Genomic DNA, 19,104 nt, shown 5'->3' on the forward strand with positions numbered 1-19,104 from the left:
GGGACAGCAACTCCACCGTGGAACGGCCGGGCCCCCCGGCCGCCTCCGCCACCCACGTGTACGTCGCGTCCCCCAGCGGCCGGGTGGCCGCCCTGGACGCCGTCACCGGCAAGGTCGAAGGCACCCGCTCCGGCCGCGACGACGGCGGCCGGACCGACAACGCCTCCGGCGCCCCTCTCACCCTGGTCGGCGACGCCCTGTACGTCCCGTACGGCGAGCGCTCGGTCTACACCGTCGACGTACGGGACCTGCGCACCCCGTCCCCCGGATCAGGCCGAAATGGATCGACCGGTCGAGCGCCGGCGGGATAGACCGAACGCCATGAGCTGGGTCGCCAACGGGATGATCTCGGCCGACGACGCCGATCGGGCCAACGTCGAGGCGCTGAGCGCCTGGCTGCGCGAAGAGGCTCCGCACCGCGGACAGCCGGACGCCTCCGGCGTCGGCAACCCGAAAAGGGCCGCCGAGACACCCTGGCGGGAGCCGACACCGGCCGAAGAGGACGCCGGCTTTACCTGTCCTGCTCGTCGGAGGGGCGCAGGTCGACGACGAGGCGGAAGCGTTCCAGAACCGCCGGCGTCGTGTCGTCGACGGTGAAGCCGGGGTCCCCCAAGGCCGCCCGCATCTCCTCGCTGTGCCAGAACCGCTCGTGCCCCTACCCGCCACTCGGCCACGCTGCTGTGCCCTTCCCCCTCATCTGTCACGTGCGCGATATCCACCTGCGCGGTTCCCGACTTCCGGCAGAGGCTCTCCCCCGTGCTCGTAGTGGACGACGAGTCCGGTCGTGGAGGTCTTCGAACCGTCGAGGATCGCTGCGACGAGCCGGTCGCGCAGTGGACCGGGGAAAGCGAACTCGATCCTGGGCATCGACGCGATGTCCGCGGGTGCGAGGGAGTCGGGCGTCATGCGATCACCGTAACGACACGCCCCCTGCAGCGATCAGGGCCAGGAAACACTCAGGGCCAGGCGGAGGAATGATCCTCCGCCTGGCCCTGAGCCGTATGGAGCGGGCGACGGGAATCGAACCCGCGTAGCTAGTTTGGAAGACTAGGGCTCTACCATTGAGCTACGCCCGCACAGCGCGCGCCGCAGGTCGGGCGACCGCGGCACTGAAGGCATCGTAGCGGGTCGGCCCCGTCCGTCGCACACCGCATTCCCGCCGTGGCCGACGCGGCACGGGCCCCTGTGGAAATGCGGCGGCCACACCGCCTGGCGGCATGTACCCTACGTGTCGCACCAGACGGGGTGTGGCGCAGCTTGGTAGCGCGTCCGCTTTGGGAGCGGAAGGCCGTGGGTTCAAATCCCGCCACCCCGACCAGCCACCCGGTCACCTCGCGTGATCGTCCCCCGATCACTCGCGTGATCGCCTTTTGGGCGGTGTAGTCGCTGCCGTTACTATGCAAGCTGCACGCCCGTGTGTCTCATCGTCTGAAGTCCTCCGGGCGGCGAAATCCGCCGGGCCGCTCTGGCACCGGCAGAACCCAAGAAGTCAGCCACAAGGAGACCGAACCGTGAAGAGCGCCGTGGAGACCCTGAACCCGACTCGGGTTCGGCTCACTGTCGAGGTGCCCTTCGAGGAGCTCAAGGACAGCCTCGACGCGGCGTACAAGAAGATCAACCAGCAGGTCACGGTGAAGGGCTTCCGCAAGGGCAAGGTCCCGGCCCGGGTCATCGACCAGCGGTTCGGCCGCGGTGCGGTGCTGGAGGAGGCCGTCAACGACGCGCTGCCGAAGTTCTACACCGACGCGGTCAACGAGGCCGAGCTGAGCCCCCTGGGCCAGCCGGAGGTCGACATCACGGAGCTGAAGGACGGCGAGACGCTGAACTTCACCGCCGAGGTCGACATCCGCCCCGCGATCGAGATCCCGGACTACTCCGGCATCGAGGTCGAGGTCGACGCCGTCGAGGTCACCGAGGAGGACGTCGACAAGGCGGTCGAGGAGCTCCGTGAGCGCTTCGCCACCACCGCCCCGGTCGAGCGTGCCGCCGAGGACGGCGACGTCGTGACGATCGACCTGGAGGCCAAGGTCGAGGGCGAGGTCCTCGAGGACGGCGTCGCCAACGGCGTCTCCTACACCATCGGCTCCGGCGAGCTGCTGGACGGCATCGACGACGCCGTGAAGGGCCTGGAGGCCGGTGGCGAGGCCACCTTCACCTCCGAGCTCAAGGGCGGCTCCGCCGCCGGCAAGGAGGCCGAGGTCACCGTCAAGGTCACCCAGGTCGCCAAGCGTGAACTGCCCGAGCTGGACGACGAGTTCGCTCAGCTCGCCTCCGAGTTCGACACCATCGAGGAGCTGCGCGCCGACAGCCGCAAGCGCCTGGAGAACATGAAGCAGTACGACCAGGCCACGCAGGCCCAGGAGCGCGTCCTGGAGAAGCTGCTCGAGCTGGTCGAGGTCCCCGTCCCCGAGAAGCTGCTCGAGGACGAGGTCAACACGCGCAAGCACAACCTCGAGCACCACCAGCTCGGCCAGATGGGTCTCGACCTCGCGAAGTACCTGGAGATCCAGGGCAAGAGCGAGGAGGAGTTCGAGACCGAGACCCGCGAGGCCGCGGTCAAGGGCATCAAGACGCAGTTCGTCCTCGACGAGCTCGTCAAGCAGGAGAAGCTCAACGTCAACCAGGAGGAGCTCACCGAGCACCTCATGCGGCGTGCCGCCTCCTCCGGCATGTCCCCCGACCAGTTCGCCCAGGCGGTCGTCGAGGGCGGCCAGGTTCCGCTCCTGGTCGGCGAGGTCGCCCGCGGCAAGGCCCTGGCCGTCGTGGTCGAGAAGGCCACGGTCAAGGACACCAACGGCGAGATCATCGACCTCGACGACGAAGAGGACGAGGCCGAGTCCGCCGAGGCCGAGGCCGCCGAGTCGGAGACCGCCGAGGAGAAGACCGAGGGCTGAGCCCCGGCAGCGGTGAGTTCGTGAGAAGGCCCTGGGGCACGCCCCAGGGCCTTCTTGTCACCCAGGGGGATAGGACACCCCAGGGGCGCGGGGAACTGCGCGAGCCACCACGACGCGCCCGCAGCCGCCGATGGACCGAATCACCCCGCCACAGCCGCGCAGCGCTACGCCCCCGGCGAACACTCCCATCTCCGGGATTCCCCGAAGGGACCCGCGCGTTAGGGTCCATGAATACCAGGGCAGTGGAGTCTCCGATACGGCTCCCGCCCCGCAGGGAACACGTGAGACGGCCCGGCGCCGTCGTAAGACGAGCAGGTGGATACGTGACGAATCTGATGCCTTCAGCCGCCGGCGAGCCTTCCATCGGTGGTGGCCTCGGCGACCAGGTCTACAACCGGCTGCTCAACGAGCGGATCATCTTCCTCGGCCAGCCGGTCGACGACGACATCGCGAACAAGATCACCGCACAGCTGCTGCTCCTTGCCGCCGATCCGGACAAGGACATTTACCTGTACATCAACAGCCCCGGCGGTTCGATCACGGCCGGCATGGCGATCTACGACACCATGCAGTTCATCAAGAACGACGTGGTGACGATCGCCATGGGCCTCGCGGCCTCGATGGGACAGTTCCTGCTCAGCGCCGGCACCCCCGGCAAGCGCTTCGCGCTGCCGAACGCCGAGATCCTCATCCACCAGCCCTCCGCCGGCCTGGCGGGCTCCGCCTCGGACATCAAGATCCACGCCGAGCGGCTGCTGCACACCAAGAAGCGCATGGCCGAGCTCACCGCCCAGCACACCGGCCAGACGGTCGAGCAGATCACCCGCGACTCGGACCGCGACCGCTGGTTCGACGCCTTCGAGGCCAAGGAGTACGGCCTCATCGACGACGTGATCCCCACGGCAGCCGGTATGCCGGGCGGCGGCGGCACCGGGGCCTGAGAGGTCCCCACGGGGCCTGTGGCGCCCCGTGAGGCCCACGGAGCCCTCCCGGGCCCCCGAGACCCCAGACAGCCCCAGCCGACCGCCTCAGCCCTTTTCAGGAGACACCGTGAACCAGTTCCCCGGCAGCGGGATCTACGACCGTATGCACGCCGTGCAGGACATGCGCGCCGCTCAGGGCGAGTACACCGGCCCGCAGGCCGAGTCCCGCTACATCATCCCGCGCTTCGTCGAGCGCACCTCCCAGGGCATCCGCGAGTACGACCCGTACGCGAAGCTCTTCGAGGAGCGTGTGATCTTCCTCGGCGTCCAGATCGACGACGCCTCCGCCAACGACGTCATGGCGCAGCTGCTGTGCCTGGAGTCGATGGACCCCGACCGTGACATCTCGGTCTACATCAACAGCCCCGGTGGCTCCTTCACGGCGCTCACGGCGATCTACGACACGATGCAGTACGTGAAGCCGGACATCCAGACGGTCTGCATGGGCCAGGCGGCCTCCGCCGCCGCCGTCCTGCTCGCCGCCGGTACGCCGGGCAAGCGCATGGCCCTGCCGAACGCGCGCGTGCTGATCCACCAGCCCTACAGCGAGACGGGCCGCGGCCAGGTGTCCGACCTGGAGATCGCCGCCAACGAGATCCTCCGCATGCGTACGCAGCTGGAGGAGATGCTGGCCAAGCACTCGACCCAGACGATCGAGAAGATCCGCGAGGACATCGAGCGCGACAAGATCCTCACGGCCGAGGACGCGCTGAGCTACGGCCTGATCGATCAGGTCATCTCCACCCGGAAGATGGACAACTCGAGCCTGCGCTGAGGCGACAGGCTGTATCGTCTGCCGCCCCTTGGCACGGTTTCGGACGGTCCACGTCAAAGTGAACCGCGCCAAGGGGGGCCCGAACGAGGGGCCCGGCAAGGTACCGTCGGACATAAGGCAGCACCAGGAGTCCGCTTGGACGTCGGCGTCCAGGAGTCTCCCAGGCGAAGGGGAAGCACACCGTGGCACGCATCGGTGACGGCGGCGATCTGCTCAAGTGCTCGTTCTGCGGCAAGAGCCAGAAGCAGGTCAAGAAGCTCATCGCAGGGCCCGGTGTGTACATCTGCGACGAGTGCATCGACCTCTGCAACGAGATCATCGAGGAAGAGCTGGCGGAGACCAGCGAGGTCCGCTGGGAGGAGCTCCCGAAGCCCCGCGAGATCTACGAGTTCCTCGAGGGCTATGTGGTCGGCCAGGAGGCCGCCAAGAAGGCCCTCTCCGTCGCGGTCTACAACCACTACAAGCGGGTCCAGGCCGGTGAGAACGGCGGGGCGAGCGGCCGCGACGACGCCATCGAACTGGCGAAGTCCAACATCCTCCTCCTCGGCCCCACGGGCTCCGGCAAGACCCTGCTCGCGCAGACCCTCGCGCGGATGCTGAACGTCCCCTTCGCGATCGCCGACGCCACGGCCCTCACGGAGGCCGGCTACGTCGGCGAGGACGTCGAGAACATCCTGCTCAAGCTGATCCAGGCCGCCGACTACGACGTCAAGAAGGCCGAGACCGGGATCATCTACATCGACGAGATCGACAAGGTCGCGAGGAAGAGTGAAAACCCCTCGATCACGCGCGACGTGAGCGGGGAGGGCGTACAGCAGGCCCTCCTCAAGATCCTCGAGGGCACCACGGCCTCCGTCCCGCCGCAGGGCGGCCGCAAGCACCCGCACCAGGAGTTCATCCAGATCGACACGACGAACGTGCTGTTCATCGTGGGCGGTGCCTTCGCGGGCCTGGAGAAGATCATCGAGTCCCGGGCCGGCGCCAAGGGCATCGGCTTCGGCGCGCAGATCCGCTCCAAGCGCGAGATGGAGTCCAAGGACCAGTTCCAGGAGGTCATGCCGGAGGACCTGGTCAAGTTCGGCATGATCCCCGAGTTCATCGGCCGCCTGCCCGTGATCACCTCGGTCCACAACCTCGACCGCGAGGCCCTGCTCCAGATCCTCGTCGAGCCGCGCAACGCGCTCGTGAAGCAGTACCAGCGCCTCTTCGAACTCGACGGAGTGGAGCTGGACTTCGAGCGCGAGGCCCTCGAAGCGATCGCGGACCAGGCCATCCTGCGCCAGACCGGCGCGCGCGGCCTGCGCGCCATCATGGAGGAAGTCCTCCAGGGCGTGATGTACGAGGTCCCGTCCCGCAAGGACGTGGCCCGGGTCGTCATCACGGCGGACGTCGTCCAGTCGAACGTCAACCCGACGCTGATTCCGCGGGATGCGCGCGGACGCGGTCCGGGAGAGCAGAAGACGGCCTAGTCACTCACCGCACGCGAAAGGCGCCCAGCACTTCTGCTGGGCGCCTTCGTCGTTTCCGGCGTCAGGCCTTGATGCGGACTTCCCCGCGGACCTTGGTGGTGAGGTCGATCGCCACGTCCTTGGTGACGCCCTTGGCCGCCTCGCCCGGCGACACGATGGCGATGGTGCTGTAGTCGGCCCACGCGCAGAACCAGTTGGTCTTCTCCTGCTTGGTCGCCCGGTCCTGCCCCTTGACCGACTGGCACTTCATGACCGCGCCGTCGAGGTCGGCCGCCTCGGGCTCGCCGACCAGCTCGGGCTTGCCGGACCCGGTGGCGGACTCCTTCTCGGCCGACTTCTTGAAGTTGGCGAAGAACAGGTCCAGCGTCGCCTCCGGGTCGGAGATCTCACCGTAGGCACCGGCCACCGAAAGAGTCTTGGCCGTCGCCATCTTCGCCGCGGACGACGGATCGTCGGGGTCGTAGTCGCTCAGATCCACCGTGGAGTAGAGAGCCGCCGCGGACTTGGCGTTCTTGACACCGCTCTTCTCCAGCTCCGCCGTCGAGTCGGTGCCGACGGTCGCCCCGTCCTTCGTGGTGCGCTTGTAGTCGCTGAGCACCGTCGCCGGCGTCGTGAGCTTGTGCGGCCCGTCGTCCTCCAGGCCGCCACCGCCCGCGCCGATCACGAAGTACGCGCCCACGGCGATCGCCGCGACCACCGCGACCGCGCCGATGATGATGCCCGTCTTCTTCTTGCCGCCCGGGGCCGGGGGCTGGGGGACGCCGTACGGGGCCTGGCCGTAGGGCGGCTGCTGGCCGTACGGGGGCTGCTGGCCGTAACCCGGCTGGGGCGGGACGCCCTGCGGGGGCTGCTGCGGGTAGCCGTAGCCGGGCTGGGGCGGAGGGGCCTGCTGGGGGTAGCCGTAGCCGGGCTGGGGCGCCTGCGGCTGCTGGCCGTACGGACCGGGCTGGCCGTACGGTCCGGGCTGCTGGGGCTGCCCGCCGTACGGGCCCGGCTGGTTGTAGCTCATGTTCTGGGTTCCCCTCCAGATGCTTATGCGTTCGAGACATCCTGGCGCAGACCCGCCGTGTGCATGGCATCGGGGCCCGCACCGTTACACAGCAAACGCGTTTCGGGACGGGGTGGTGACACCCCTAAACTGACCCCCGTGACCGAGAACGCTCAGCAGCAGCCACCAGCGCCCAGCACCGACCTGCCGACCCAGTACGCGCCGGCCGACGTAGAGGGGCCGCTGTACGAGCGCTGGGTAGAGCGGGGCTACTTCGAGGCGGACGAGAAGAGCGACAAGCCGCCGTACACGATCGTCATCCCGCCGCCGAACGTCACGGGCAGCCTGCACCTCGGGCACGCCTTCGAGCACACGCTCATCGACGCTCTGACCCGCCGTAAGCGGATGCAGGGCTACGAGACGCTGTGGCAGCCCGGCATGGACCACGCCGGTATCGCCACGCAGAACGTCGTCGAGCGGGAGCTCGCCAAGGAGAACAAGTCCCGGCACGACCTGGGCCGTGAGGCCTTCGTCGAGCGGGTCTGGCAGTGGAAGGCCGAGTCCGGCGGGCAGATCAGCGGACAGATGCGGCGCCTGGGAGATGGCGTCGCCTGGTCGCGTGAGCGGTTCACCATGGACGAGGGCCTGTCCCAGGCCGTCCAGACCATCTTCAAGCGGCTCTACGACGACGAGCTGATCTATCGCGCCGAGCGCATCATCAACTGGTGCCCCCGGTGCCTGACCGCCATCTCGGACATCGAGGTCGAGTACCAGGACGACGACGGCGAGCTCGTCTCCATGAAGTACGGCGACGGGGACGACACCATCGTCGTCGCCACCACCCGCGCCGAGACCATGCTCGGTGACACGGCCGTCGCCGTTCACCCCGAGGACGAGCGGTACAAGCACCTGATCGGCAAGCTGGTGAAGCTGCCGCTGACCGACCGCTCCATCCCGGTCGTCGCCGACGAGCACGTCGACCCCGAGTTCGGCACGGGTGCCGTCAAGGTCACCCCGGCCCACGACCCGAACGACTTCGAGATCGGCCAGCGCCACGACCTCCCGGCCCTGACGATCATGGACGAGCACGCGGTCATCACCGCCCACGGCCCCTTCCAGGGCCAGGACCGCCTGGAGGCCCGCTCCGCCATCGTCGCCGCGCTGCGCGCCGAGGGCCGGATCGTCGCCGAGAAGCGGCCCTACGTCCACTCGGTCGGCCACTGCTCGCGCTGCAAGACGACGATCGAGCCGCGCCTGTCCATGCAGTGGTGGGTCAAGGTCGGCCCGCTCGCGAAGGCCGCCGGTGACGCGGTCCGCGACGGCCGGGTCAAGATCCATCCGCAGGAGATGGAGAAGCGCTACTTCGACTGGGTCGACAACCTCCACGACTGGTGCATCTCGCGGCAGTTGTGGTGGGGTCACCGCATCCCGGTCTGGTACGGCCCGAACGGCGAGGTCGTCTGCGCCGGCCCCGACGAGGAGCCGCCGAGCGGCGAGGGCTGGCGTCAGGACACCGACGTCCTCGACACCTGGTTCTCCTCCGGCCTGTGGCCGTTCTCCACGCTGGGCTGGCCCGAACAGACCGAGTCGCTCGCGAAGTTCTACCCGAACTCGGTCCTGGTCACCGGCTACGACATCCTCTTCTTCTGGGTCGCCCGGATGATGATGTTCGGCCTGTACGCGATGGACGGCACCCCGCCGTTCCACACCATCGCCCTGCACGGCATGGTCCGCGACCAGTTCGGCAAGAAGATGTCGAAGTCCTTCGGCAACGCGGTCAACCCGCTGGACTGGATGGACAAGTACGGCTCCGACGCCCTGCGCTTCACCCTCGCGCGCGGCGCCAACCCCGGTGTCGACGTCCCGATCGGCGAGGACTGGGTCCAGGGCTCGCGCAACTTCGCCAACAAGATCTGGAACGCGACGCGTTTCGCGCTGATGAACGGCGCGACGGTGGACGGCCCGCTGCCGGACCCGTCGAAGATGTCCGCGACGGATCGCTGGATTCTCTCCCGCCTGAACACGGTCGTCGCCGAAGTCGACGCGTACTACGACGACTACCAGTTCGCGAAGCTGTCCGACGCGCTGTTCCACTTCGCGTGGGACGAGGTCTTCGACTGGTACGTCGAGCTGTCCAAGACGACGTTCCAGGCGGGCGGCGAGGCGGCCGAGGTCAGCAAGCGGGTCCTCGGTGAGGTTCTCGACGTCACGCTGAAGCTGCTGCACCCGGTGGTCCCCTTCGTCACCGAGACCCTGTGGACCACCCTCACCGGCGGCGAGTCGGTCGTCATCGCCGACTGGCCGAAGGACAGTGGCTTCCGGGACGCCGACGCCGAGCGCGAGATCGAGAGCCTGCAGTCGGTCATCACCGAGGTCCGCCGCTTCCGCGCCGACCAGGGCCTCCAGCCCGGTCAGCGGGTCCCGGCCCGGCTCGCCCTGGACGGCACGCCGTTCGCGACGCACGAGGCCGCCATCCGCCAGCTGCTTCGGCTCCAGCCGGAGGGCGACGCCTTCACGGCCACGGCGACCCTGCCGGTCGCGGGCGCGGAGGTCGCCCTCGACCTCTCCGGCACGATCGACGTGGCGGCGGAGCGCAAGCGCCTCGCGAAGGACCTCGCGGCGGCGGAGAAGGAGAAGGCGCAGGCGAACGCCAAGCTCGGCAACGAGGCGTTCCTGGCGAAGGCCCCCGACCACGTCGTGGACAAGATCCGCACCCGCCTCGCCAAGGCGGAGGAGGACATCACCCGGATCCAGGCACAGCTGGAGAGGCTGCCGCAGGCGTAAAGGTTCGTACGGTCGCACGGCCCCGGTGCTTGTCAGCGCCGGGGCCGTGACGTAGTCAGGGGCGCGGGGCTGTATCGATGTGCGGCTGCGCCGCGTGGGCGCGACCAGCCCCCATGGACCCGCACCCGCCCACGGCGAACAATGTCAGTCCGTCTCCGTAGACTGGGCCCCGTGAGCGAGCTCCCCCCAGACCACAACGCCGACGACCAGCCCGACCCCCTCAACACCTTCGATGAGATCATCGCGGAGGAGACCACCCGCGACCCCGACCTCGCGGTCATCGAAGCCGGCAGCCGAACCCTGCGCACCCAGGGCGGCCCGCCCGACGCCGACATCCCGACCCGGCCCGCCGACCCCGAGGTCGACAAGGCCCTGCGCGAGGTCGAGGCGGAGCTCGCCACCCGCTGGGGCGAGACCAAGCTGGAGCCCTCCGTCAGCCGGATCGCCGCGCTGATGGACGTGCTGGGGGAGCCGCAGCGGGCTTACCCGTCGATCCACATCACGGGGACGAACGGCAAGACCTCCACGGCCCGCATGATCGAGGCCCTGCTCGGCGCCTTCGAGCTGCGGACCGGCCGCTACACCTCGCCCCACGTGCAGTCGATCACCGAGCGCATCAGTCTCGACGGCGCCCCCATCGCGCCCGAGCGGTTCATCGAGACGTACCAGGACATCAAGCCGTACGTGGAGATGGTCGACGCGTCGCAGGAGTACCGGCTGTCCTTCTTCGAGGTGCTCACCGGCATGGCGTACGCGGCGTTCGCCGACGCGCCCGCCGACGTCGCCGTCGTCGAGGTCGGCATGGGCGGCTCCTGGGACGCCACGAACGTGATCGACGCCGACGTCGCCGTCGTCACGCCCATAGACCTCGACCACACCGACCGGCTCGGCACCACGCACGCGGAGATCGCCGCCGAGAAGGCCGGCATCGTCAAGCAGGGTGCGACGGTCATCCTGGCGCAGCAGCCGGTCGACGCGGCGCAGGTGCTGCTGAAGAGGGCCGTCGAGGTGGACGCGACCGTGGCCCGGGAGGGCCTGGAGTTCGGTGTCGTGGAGCGGCAGGTGGCCGTCGGCGGTCAGCTGCTGACCCTGCGCGGCCTGGGCGGCGAGTACCCGGAGGTGTACCTGCCGCTGCATGGCGCGCACCAGGCGCACAACGCGGCCGTCGCGCTCGCCGCCGTCGAGGCGTTCTTCGGCGTCGGCGCGCAGCGGGCCGAGCCGCTCGACTTCGACACGGTCCGCAAGGCGTTCGCCGCCGTCGCCTCGCCGGGCCGGCTGGAGGTCGTGCGGCGTTCCCCGACGGTCGTGCTCGACGCCGCCCACAATCCGGCGGGCGCCCGGGCGGCGGCCGAGGCGATCGGTGAGGCCTTCCAGTTCAGCCGGCTCATCGGTGTCGTCGGCGCGAGCGGCGACAAGAACGTGCGGGGGCTGCTGGAGGCCTTCGAGCCGGTGTTCGCCGAGATCGTGGTCACGCAGAACTCCAGTCACCGCGCGATGGACGCCGACGAGCTGGCCGGTATCGCCGTCGAGGTGTTCGGCGAGGAGCGCGTCCAGGTGGAGCCGCGGCTGCCCGACGCGCTGGAGGCCGCGATCACGCTGGCCGAGGAGGAGGGCGAGTTCGCGGGCGGCGGTGTGCTCGTCACCGGTTCCGTCATCACCGTCGGCGAGGCCCGACTGCTCCTGGGGAGGGGCTGAGATCCCGTGCGTACGCTCTGTTCGTCGACCCTGATCGGCGAGTTCTTCATCATCGGCTTCGCCGGTCTGGTCGCCATGAAGGATCCCGACCTGTCCATGGCGACCGTGTGGACGGTCAGCGGTGTCGCGATGTTCCTGTGCCTGGTGCTGTGCGGTCTGGTGACGCGCCCGGGCGGGGTCGCGCTCGGCTGGGCGTTGCAGATCGCGCTCATCGCGTCGGGCTTCGCCGTGCCGATGATGTTCTTCCTGGGCGTGGTCTTCGCGGCCCTGTGGTGGGCGTCGGTGCACTACGGGCGGAAGGTGGACGAGGCGAAGGCGCGATTCGCGGACCGGTCCGGCTCCTCCACACCTGACGCTGCGTAACAGGCTCCCCGACACGCCGGGTAATCTCGTTCCACCGCACAACCTTGATGCATAGGAGCCCGTCGTGAGCCAGCGCACCCTCGTCCTCCTCAAGCCCGACGCCGTCCGTCGCGGCCTGACCGGCGAGATCATCAGCCGCATCGAGCGCAAGGCGGGCTGGGCGATCACCGCGCTGGAGCTGCGCACGCTGGACCAGGACACGCTGGAGCAGCACTACGGCGAGCACAAGGGCAAGCCCTTCTACGAGCCGCTGGTGGAGTTCATGGCCTCCGGCCCGGTCGTGGCGATGATCGTCGAGGGTGAGCGGGTCATCGAGGGGCTGCGCGCGCTCGCCGGGCCGACCGACCCGATCGCCGCGGCCCCGGGTTCCATCCGCGGCGACTACGGCGTCATCGTCCGGGAGAACCTGATCCACGCCTCCGACTCGGAGGAGTCCGCCGAGCGCGAGGTGAAGATCTTCTTCCCGGGTCGCGCCTGAAGTGAAACGGCGAGGGAAGTCTGGGAGCCACGGCTCCCGGACTTTTCTGGCATATGCGTGGCGATCGAGGGAACGATGGTCCCCGAACGCCCGTCTCCACAAGCGAACCCCTGCGGCGTCTGCTGACAATGGCGGAGACCCTCCCGCAGTGTTCGCGAAGGCGCGTCTACGATGGAAGCCTTCACGTCACAGCACCCACCTTTGCCTACCTGAAAAGCCCTCAAAAGCTAGTGGGAAGGCCAGACGAATCCTGATGGGGAACTCAATGTCGTTCATCGGCCGTGACATGGCTGTCGACCTCGGGACCGCCAACACGCTGGTGTACGTCAGGGGTCGCGGGATCGTACTCAACGAGCCGTCCGTCGTCGCGATCAACACCAACACCGGTGGCATCCTCGCGGTCGGTGCCGAAGCGAAGAAGATGATCGGGCGAACGCCCGGCAACATCGTTGCCGTTCGTCCGCTGAAGGACGGTGTGATCGCCGACTTCGAGATCACCGAGCGGATGCTCCGCTACTTCATTCTGAAGATCCACAAGCGGCGGTATCTGGCTCGTCCGCGGGTCGTCGTCTGTGTGCCCTCGGGCATCACGGGCGTCGAGCGCCGTGCCGTCATCGAGGCGTCGTCCCAGGCCGGCGCCCGCCAGGTGCACATCATCGAGGAGCCCATGGCCGCTGCCATCGGCTCCGGCCTGCCGGTCCACGAGGCCACGGGCAACATGGTGGTCGACATCGGCGGCGGCACCACGGAGGTCGCGGTCATCTCTCTCGGCGGCATCGTCACCGCCCAGTCCATCCGTGTCGCGGGCGACGAGCTGGACAACGCGATCATCCAGCACATCAAGAAGGAGTACTCCCTCCTGCTGGGTGAGCGCACGGCCGAGCAGATCAAGATCACGATCGGTTCTGCGTACGACCTGGACACCGACGAGCACACCGAAATCCGAGGCCGGGACCTTGTGTCCGGGCTGCCGAAGACCGTCGTGGTCTCCGCCGCGGAGGTCCGCAAGGCGATCGAGGAGCCGGTCAACGCGATCGTCGACGCCGTCAAGACGACCCTCGACAAGTGCCCGCCGGAGCTGTCCGGCGACATCATGGACCGAGGAATCGTTCTGACCGGCGGCGGAGCGCTGCTGAGGGGCCTGGACGAGCGGCTGCGCCGGGAGACCGGCATGCCGATCCATATCGCCGAGGATCCTCTGGACAGCGTGGCGCTCGGTTCCGGAAAGTGCGTCGAGGAGTTCGAGGCGCTCCAGCAGGTGCTGGACGCCCAGCCGCGCAGATGACGTAACTCTTCGATTCCGCCGTACGGGATGATCTCCTCTCGTACGGCGGATCGTTGATATAGATGCATAAGCTCCCACAATGCAGCCCCTCGGGTTTCCCTGGGGCTTCCCGAATTCCTATGAGGAAGGGCACGGCCGCCGCACGTGAGGGACACACGAGAGAGCCGGCTGCTCCTGGTGCTGCTGATCGCCATCGCGTTCGCGTTGATCACGGTGGACATTCGCGGTGGGGAGGATTCCCCGGTCGACGGTGCCCGGCAGGGCGCGGCGACGGTCTTCGGCCCGATCGAGAGCGGTGTGTCGGCTGCGGTCGACCCGGTCGGCAACGCGGTCTCCGCCATCCGGGAATCCGGTGAGCGGCACGACCGGCTCGCCGCGCTGGAAGAGGAGAACGCGGCCCTGAAGGCGCGGCTCGGCAGCGACGACCGCAGCCGCAGCCGCCTCAAGCAGCTCGACAAGATGCTGAAGATCGCCGGCCAGGGGCAGTACGGCATCAAGGGAGCCGAGGTCATCGCCATCGGGGCCGCGCAGGGTTTCTCCTGGACCATCACCATCGACGTCGGCGCCAACGACGGCATCAAACGCGACATGACCGTCCTGAACGGGGACGGGCTCGTCGGCCGGGTCACCACCGTCGGACCCAACACCGCCACGGTCCTGCTCGCCAGCGACCCCGACTTCACGGTCGGCACCCGGATGGAGGCCAGTGACGAGCTGGGCTTCGCCTCCGGGCAGGGCGACCGCCCGCTGCGCGTGGAACTCCTCAACGGCAAGGCGGAGGTGAAGAAGGGCGACCGCCTGGTCACCTTCGGCTCGCAGGCCGACCGGCCGTTCGTGCCCGGCGTGCCCGTCGGCGTGGTCTCCCGCGTCGACCCGTCCGGCGGCGGTCTGACCCGCACGCTCTACGTCACGCCGTACGCGGCCTTCAGCAAGCTCGACATCGTCGGCGTCGTCGTCGAGGCCCCCAAGAAGAACCCGCGCGACACGGTGCTCCCGCCCAAGCCGAAGCCGACTCCGAGGCCGACGGTGACGGTGACCGTGACGCCGTCCGCCGAGGCCCCCGCAGACGGCCAGAACCAGCAAGAGCAGTAGGAGCTGTCACCTCATGCGCGTCAACCGGATCCTGCTCTCCTCCGCCCTGGTCGTCGTCGCCCTGGTGATCCAGGTGAGCGTCCTCGCCCGCCTGCACCTGCCGGGCGCCGTGCCCGACCTGATGCTCCTCACCGTCCTCGGCCTCGCCCTGGTGTACGGCCATGTGGGCGGCGCCCTCGTCGGGTTCGGCGCGGGCCTGCTCGCCGATCTGGCCCCGCCCGCCGACCACGCTGCCGGGCGCTACGCGCTCGTGCTGTGCGTCATCGGCTACCTCGCGGGCCTGGTGAAGCCGGAGACGGGCCAGCTGAAGTCCGCGACCGGCCCCATGGTCGTGGTGGTCGCCGCCGCCCTCGGCTCCACCCTGCTGTACGCCGGGGTCGGTGCTCTCGTCGGGGACACCGCCGCGCGCCATGTGGGTCTGGGCAGCCTGCTGTTCACGGCCGCCCTGTACGACCTGCTGCTCGCCCCGTTCGTGGTGCCGGGGGTGATGGCGCTGGCCAGACGCGCCGAGAACGATCCGCTCGCCGAGACCGGCTCCGGGGCCAAGGCCACGGACATCTCCTCCGGCTGGCTCTCCGGCGGCACCGGTCTGAAGATCGGCAGCCAGCGGAACGGGCTGCGCATGAAGGCGGCCCGGGCGCGGATGGCGCGGGCCGGGCGCATCAAGGGGGTCAAGCGGCTGTGAACGCAGGGAAGTTCACCCGAACGGACCCCTCCGGTAGGAACGCCGGCTCCTGGGCCCGTCGTTCCTCATTCGTATCCGCACACGCGTGCCCGGAGACACCTTCGTACCCGTACATCCGTACGCGCACCGAGAGGGGGAGGCAGCCGCAGTGACCAACATCCCCGAGACCGGGCGGAACCCACGGGTCCAGATCCGGCTCGTCGTCATCCAGGTCCTCGTCCTGTCCCTCCTGCTCACCCTCGGCGGACGCCTGTGGTACCTCCAGATCCGTGAGGGCGCGGCGTACGCCAAGGAGGCGTCGGGCAACCACGTCCAGCAGGTCGTCCAGCCCGCCGTCCGCGGCTCCATCCTGGACGCGCGCGGCGTGGCCCTCGCCGACAACGAGACACGACTGGTCGTCTCCGCCTCCCGCACCGAGCTGCTGAAGATGCCGGACGACGGCAAGGACGTCCTCACCAAGCTCGCCGGAGTCCTGGGCATGACGCCCAAGGAGGTCCAGGAGAAGGTCCGGCTCTGCGACGCCAAGACGCCCCAGCCCTGCTGGAACGGCTCGCCGTACCAGCCCATCCCCATCACCGACGAGGCCACCCCCAAGCAGGCCCTCCAGATCCGCGAGCGCGCCGAGGACTTCCCCGGCATCACCGCCGAGCCCGAGGCCGTGCGCCGCTACCCGAGCCCGGGCAAGGCCAACACCGCCCAGGTCCTCGGCTACCTCTCGCCGGTCACCGACGAGGAGATCAAGAAGGCCCAGAACACCAACTCGCCGTATCTGCGCTCCGACCAGGTCGGCCGCTCCGGCCTGGAGCGCCAGTACGACAAGCAGCTGCGCGGCAAGGCCGGCGTCACGCGCTACGAGGTCGACAACCTCGGCCGCGTCATCGGCCAGGCCGAGGCCGACCCGGCCCACCCCGGTGACAACCTCGTCACCAGCATCGACGCCCGCGTCCAGCGGATCGCCGAGTACCAGCTGAACGAGGCCATGAAGCAGGCCCGCAAGGAGCACGACCGCAACACGGGCACCAACTACAAGGCTGACTCCGGCGCCGTCGTCGTCATGGAGGCCAAGACCGGCCGCGTCGTCGCCATGGCCTCCAACCCGACGTACGACCCGAACGCCTGGGTGGGCGGCATCTCCGCCAAGGACTACGCGCGGCTCACCGGCAAGAGCTCCAACTACCCGCTGCTCAACCGCGCGATCCAGGGCCAGTCGGCGCCCGGCTCCATCTTCAAGGTGATCCCGACGGCCGCCGCGGTCAACGCGGGGTACTCCTTCGACGGCCCCTATCAGTGCTCCAGCTCGTACTCGATCGGCGGCCAGGTCTTCAAGAACTTCGAGTCCAAGGGATACGGCCCGATCAGCCTCGGCCGCGCCCTGGAGGTCTCCTGCGACACGGTCTTCTACCGGCTCTCCCACGAGGAGTGGAAGAGGGACGGCGGCACCAAGCCGAAGAAGAACGCCAACGACTGGTTCTACAAGACCGCCCACCAGTTCGGCCTCGGCAAGGAGACCGGCATCGACCTGCCCAACGAGGTCACCGGCCGCGTCCCCGACCGCAAGTGGAAGCTGGACTACTGGAAGGCCAACAAGGACGCCTGGTGCCGCACCGGCAAGCGCAACGGCAGCTACGCCGAGAAGATCGCCTACGAGAACTGCCTCGAAGGCAACCGCATGCGCGCCGGTGACTCCGTCAACTACTCCATCGGCCAGGGCGATACGCTCGTCACGCCCATCCAGATGGCCACCATCTACTCGGCCATCTCCAACGGCGGCACCCTCTACAACCCCTCCGTCGGCAAGGCCGTCATCAGCGCCGACGGCAAGACCGTCACGCCGATCCAGCCCAAGCCGCACGGCAAGCTGCCGATGACGCAGCAGACGCGCGACCGCATAGACGAAGCCCTCGCGGGAGTCGCCACCCGCGGTACGGCCGCCTGGCGGTTCGGCGGCTGGCCGCAGGACAAGATCCCGATGCACGCCAAGACGGGTACGGCGGAGGTCTACGGCAAGCAGACCACCTCCTGGTTCGCCACGTACACCAAGGACTACTCGGTCGTCATGACGATCTCCCAGGGTGGTACGGGCTCCGGTGCCTCGGGCCCCGCCGTCCGCAACATCTACAACGCGCTGTACGGCGTCTCCCCGGACGGCGACATCGACCGGAAGAAGGCCCTGCTGCCCAGCCCGGAGAAAGCCCTGCCGAAGGTCAAGACGGACGGCACGATCGCCTCCCCGAAGGTCCCCAAGGACCCGGCCAAGGACCAGCAGGCGGACAAGAAGGACCCGAACGCCCCGGCCGACCCGCTCCAGCCGGCCACGTCGGCCCCGCCGTCGCCGGAGAACCGTGACACCCGAAGGCGCCGGCGCCGGCGGGGAAGCCGGAGGTTGCCGACATGACCGGCGGTGTGAACAGCTTCCAGGTCTCCGGCTACGGCCCCGAGCGCTCGGGCTGGACCAGACTCCTCGCCCGCGACTCGGTGGCGCGTCGGCTGGACTGGCCGATCCTGATGTCGGCCATGGCCCTGTCCCTGCTCGGCACGCTCCTCGTCTACTCGGCGACCCGCAATCGCACAGAGCTCAACCAGGGCGACCAGTACTTCTTCCTCATCCGGCACCTGCTCAACACCGGCATCGGCCTCGCCCTGATGGCCGGCACGATCTGGCTCGGCCACCGAGGCCTGCGCACGGCCGTGCCGGTCCTGTACGGCTTCTCGGTCCTGCTGATCCTGCTGGTGCTCACGCCGCTCGGCTCCACGATCAACGGCGCCCATTCGTGGATCAAGCTCCCCGGCGGCTTCTCCCTCCAGCCCTCGGAGTTCGTGAAGGTCACGATCATCCTGGGCATGGCGATGCTGCTGGCGGCCAGAGTCGACGCCGGCGACCGGCAGTACCCCGACCACCGCACGGTCATGCAGGCGCTGGGCCTGGCCGCCGTGCCCATGGTGATCGTGATGCTCATGCCGGACCTCGGGTCGGTCATGGTGATGGTCATCATCGTGCTCGGCGTGCTGCTCGCCTCCGGTGCCACCAACCGGTGGGTGTTCGGGCTGCTCGGCGCGGGCGCCATCGGCGCGGTCACCGTCTGGCAGATCGGGGTGCTCGACGACTACCAGATCGCCCGCTTCGCCGCCTTCGCCAACCCCGAGCTCGACCCGGCCGGTGTCGGCTACAACACCAACCAGGCCCGCATCGCCATCGGCTCCGGCGGACTGACCGGCTCCGGCCTCTTCCACGGCTCGCAGACCACCGGCCAGTTCGTGCCCGAGCAGCAGACGGACTTCGTCTTCACCGTGGCCGGGGAGGAACTGGGCTTCCTCGGCGGCGGCCTGATCATCCTGCTGCTGGGCATCATCCTGTGGCGGGCCTGCCGTATCGCCAGGGAGACCAGCGACCTGTACGGCACGATCGTCGCCGCCGGCATCGTCGCCTGGTTCGCCTTCCAGACGTTCGAGAACATCGGCATGACGCTCGGCATCATGCCGGTCACCGGCCTGCCGTTGCCGTTCGTGTCGTACGGCGGCTCGTCGATGTTCGCCGTGTGGATAGCGGTCGGTCTGCTGCAGTCGATCCGGCTCCAGCGCCCGATGTCGGCCTAGCGGGCAGTAACGGGGGAGT

Annotated in this window: 15 protein-coding genes, 2 tRNA genes and 1 pseudogene; 15 read left to right on the forward strand and 3 right to left on the reverse strand. The window is 68.8% G+C overall.

What is annotated here, in order from left to right:
- Positions 1-17: 17 nt before the first annotated feature.
- Entirely contained in the window at positions 18-311 is a 294-nt protein-coding gene (locus tag ACIBL4_RS11765) for a PQQ-binding-like beta-propeller repeat protein (protein WP_399409328.1), read from the forward strand.
- A 200-nt stretch (positions 312-511) separates the two neighbouring features.
- Here the strand turns inward: ACIBL4_RS11765 and ACIBL4_RS11770 are convergent.
- Together ACIBL4_RS11770 and ACIBL4_RS11775 are read right to left on the reverse strand one after the other, a co-directional pair.
- Positions 512-906: pseudogene (locus ACIBL4_RS11770) on the reverse strand (RNA-binding protein).
- Between the two features lie 96 nt (positions 907-1,002).
- A tRNA-Gly gene (locus ACIBL4_RS11775) sits at positions 1,003-1,076 on the reverse strand.
- Between the two features lie 165 nt (positions 1,077-1,241).
- Here ACIBL4_RS11775 and ACIBL4_RS11780 point away from each other — a divergent pair.
- The 5 genes from ACIBL4_RS11780 to clpX all read left to right on the forward strand — a co-directional run bounded on the left by ACIBL4_RS11780 (position 1,242) and on the right by clpX (position 6,121).
- Positions 1,242-1,318 (forward strand) — tRNA-Pro (locus tag ACIBL4_RS11780).
- 193 nt (positions 1,319-1,511) lie between these two features.
- Positions 1,512-2,894 (forward strand): trigger factor, encoded by a 1,383-nt coding sequence (tig, locus tag ACIBL4_RS11785; RefSeq protein WP_399408851.1) that lies wholly within the window; start codon positions 1,512-1,514, stop codon positions 2,892-2,894.
- Positions 2,895-3,229: 335 nt separating this feature from the next.
- The gene (locus ACIBL4_RS11790) at positions 3,230-3,835 is read left to right on the forward strand and encodes an ATP-dependent Clp protease proteolytic subunit (RefSeq protein ID WP_030240055.1); all 606 of its coding nucleotides are present in this window, start codon (positions 3,230-3,232) and stop codon (positions 3,833-3,835) included.
- Positions 3,836-3,944: 109 nt separating this feature from the next.
- A complete protein-coding gene (locus ACIBL4_RS11795; protein WP_086560987.1) occupies positions 3,945-4,652 on the forward strand; it encodes an ATP-dependent Clp protease proteolytic subunit in 708 nt (235 codons plus the stop codon).
- Positions 4,653-4,834: 182 nt separating this feature from the next.
- Positions 4,835-6,121: an ATP-dependent Clp protease ATP-binding subunit ClpX gene (clpX, locus tag ACIBL4_RS11800; protein ID WP_399408853.1), complete on the forward strand. Its 1,287-nt coding sequence runs from the start codon at positions 4,835-4,837 to the stop codon at positions 6,119-6,121.
- A 61-nt stretch (positions 6,122-6,182) separates the two neighbouring features.
- Here the strand turns inward: clpX and ACIBL4_RS11805 are convergent, their stop codons facing one another.
- Positions 6,183-7,130 (reverse strand): hypothetical protein, encoded by a 948-nt coding sequence (locus tag ACIBL4_RS11805; RefSeq protein ID WP_399408855.1) that lies wholly within the window; start codon positions 7,128-7,130, stop codon positions 6,183-6,185.
- 138 nt (positions 7,131-7,268) lie between these two features.
- On the opposite strand from ACIBL4_RS11805, the gene ACIBL4_RS11810 reads away from it, so the two are divergent.
- The 9 genes from ACIBL4_RS11810 (at position 7,269) to rodA (ending at position 19,085) form a co-directional block, all read left to right on the forward strand.
- Entirely contained in the window at positions 7,269-9,893 is a 2,625-nt protein-coding gene (locus tag ACIBL4_RS11810) for a valine--tRNA ligase (RefSeq protein ID WP_399408857.1), read from the forward strand.
- Positions 9,894-10,064: 171 nt separating this feature from the next.
- Positions 10,065-11,588 (forward strand): bifunctional folylpolyglutamate synthase/dihydrofolate synthase, encoded by a 1,524-nt coding sequence (locus ACIBL4_RS11815; protein WP_399408859.1) that lies wholly within the window; start codon positions 10,065-10,067, stop codon positions 11,586-11,588.
- Between the two features lie 6 nt (positions 11,589-11,594).
- Positions 11,595-11,951: a DUF4233 domain-containing protein gene (locus ACIBL4_RS11820; RefSeq protein ID WP_399408860.1), complete on the forward strand. Its 357-nt coding sequence runs from the start codon at positions 11,595-11,597 to the stop codon at positions 11,949-11,951.
- A 64-nt stretch (positions 11,952-12,015) separates the two neighbouring features.
- Positions 12,016-12,429, forward strand: a complete 414-nt coding sequence (ndk, locus tag ACIBL4_RS11825; protein ID WP_274816273.1) for a nucleoside-diphosphate kinase — start codon at positions 12,016-12,018, stop codon at positions 12,427-12,429.
- Between the two features lie 265 nt (positions 12,430-12,694).
- Complete coding sequence (locus ACIBL4_RS11830; RefSeq protein WP_030569938.1) at positions 12,695-13,714, forward strand: rod shape-determining protein; 1,020 nt, start codon at positions 12,695-12,697, stop codon at positions 13,712-13,714.
- A 144-nt stretch (positions 13,715-13,858) separates the two neighbouring features.
- Positions 13,859-14,806 (forward strand): rod shape-determining protein MreC, encoded by a 948-nt coding sequence (gene mreC, locus ACIBL4_RS11835; RefSeq protein ID WP_399408863.1) that lies wholly within the window; start codon positions 13,859-13,861, stop codon positions 14,804-14,806.
- 13 nt (positions 14,807-14,819) lie between these two features.
- A complete protein-coding gene (gene mreD, locus ACIBL4_RS11840) occupies positions 14,820-15,491 on the forward strand; it encodes a rod shape-determining protein MreD (RefSeq protein ID WP_399408865.1) in 672 nt (223 codons plus the stop codon).
- Between the two features lie 148 nt (positions 15,492-15,639).
- A complete protein-coding gene (gene mrdA, locus ACIBL4_RS11845) occupies positions 15,640-17,886 on the forward strand; it encodes a penicillin-binding protein 2 (protein ID WP_399408867.1) in 2,247 nt (748 codons plus the stop codon).
- Entirely contained in the window at positions 17,883-19,085 is a 1,203-nt protein-coding gene (gene rodA / locus ACIBL4_RS11850) for a rod shape-determining protein RodA (RefSeq protein ID WP_399408869.1), read from the forward strand. Before mrdA ends, rodA begins: the two co-directional genes overlap by 4 nt.
- The last annotated feature ends 19 nt before the right edge of the window (positions 19,086-19,104 follow it).

The organism is Streptomyces sp. NPDC050416 (assembly GCF_044458845.1).
Classification (GTDB): Bacteria; Actinomycetota; Actinomycetes; order Streptomycetales; family Streptomycetaceae; genus Streptomyces.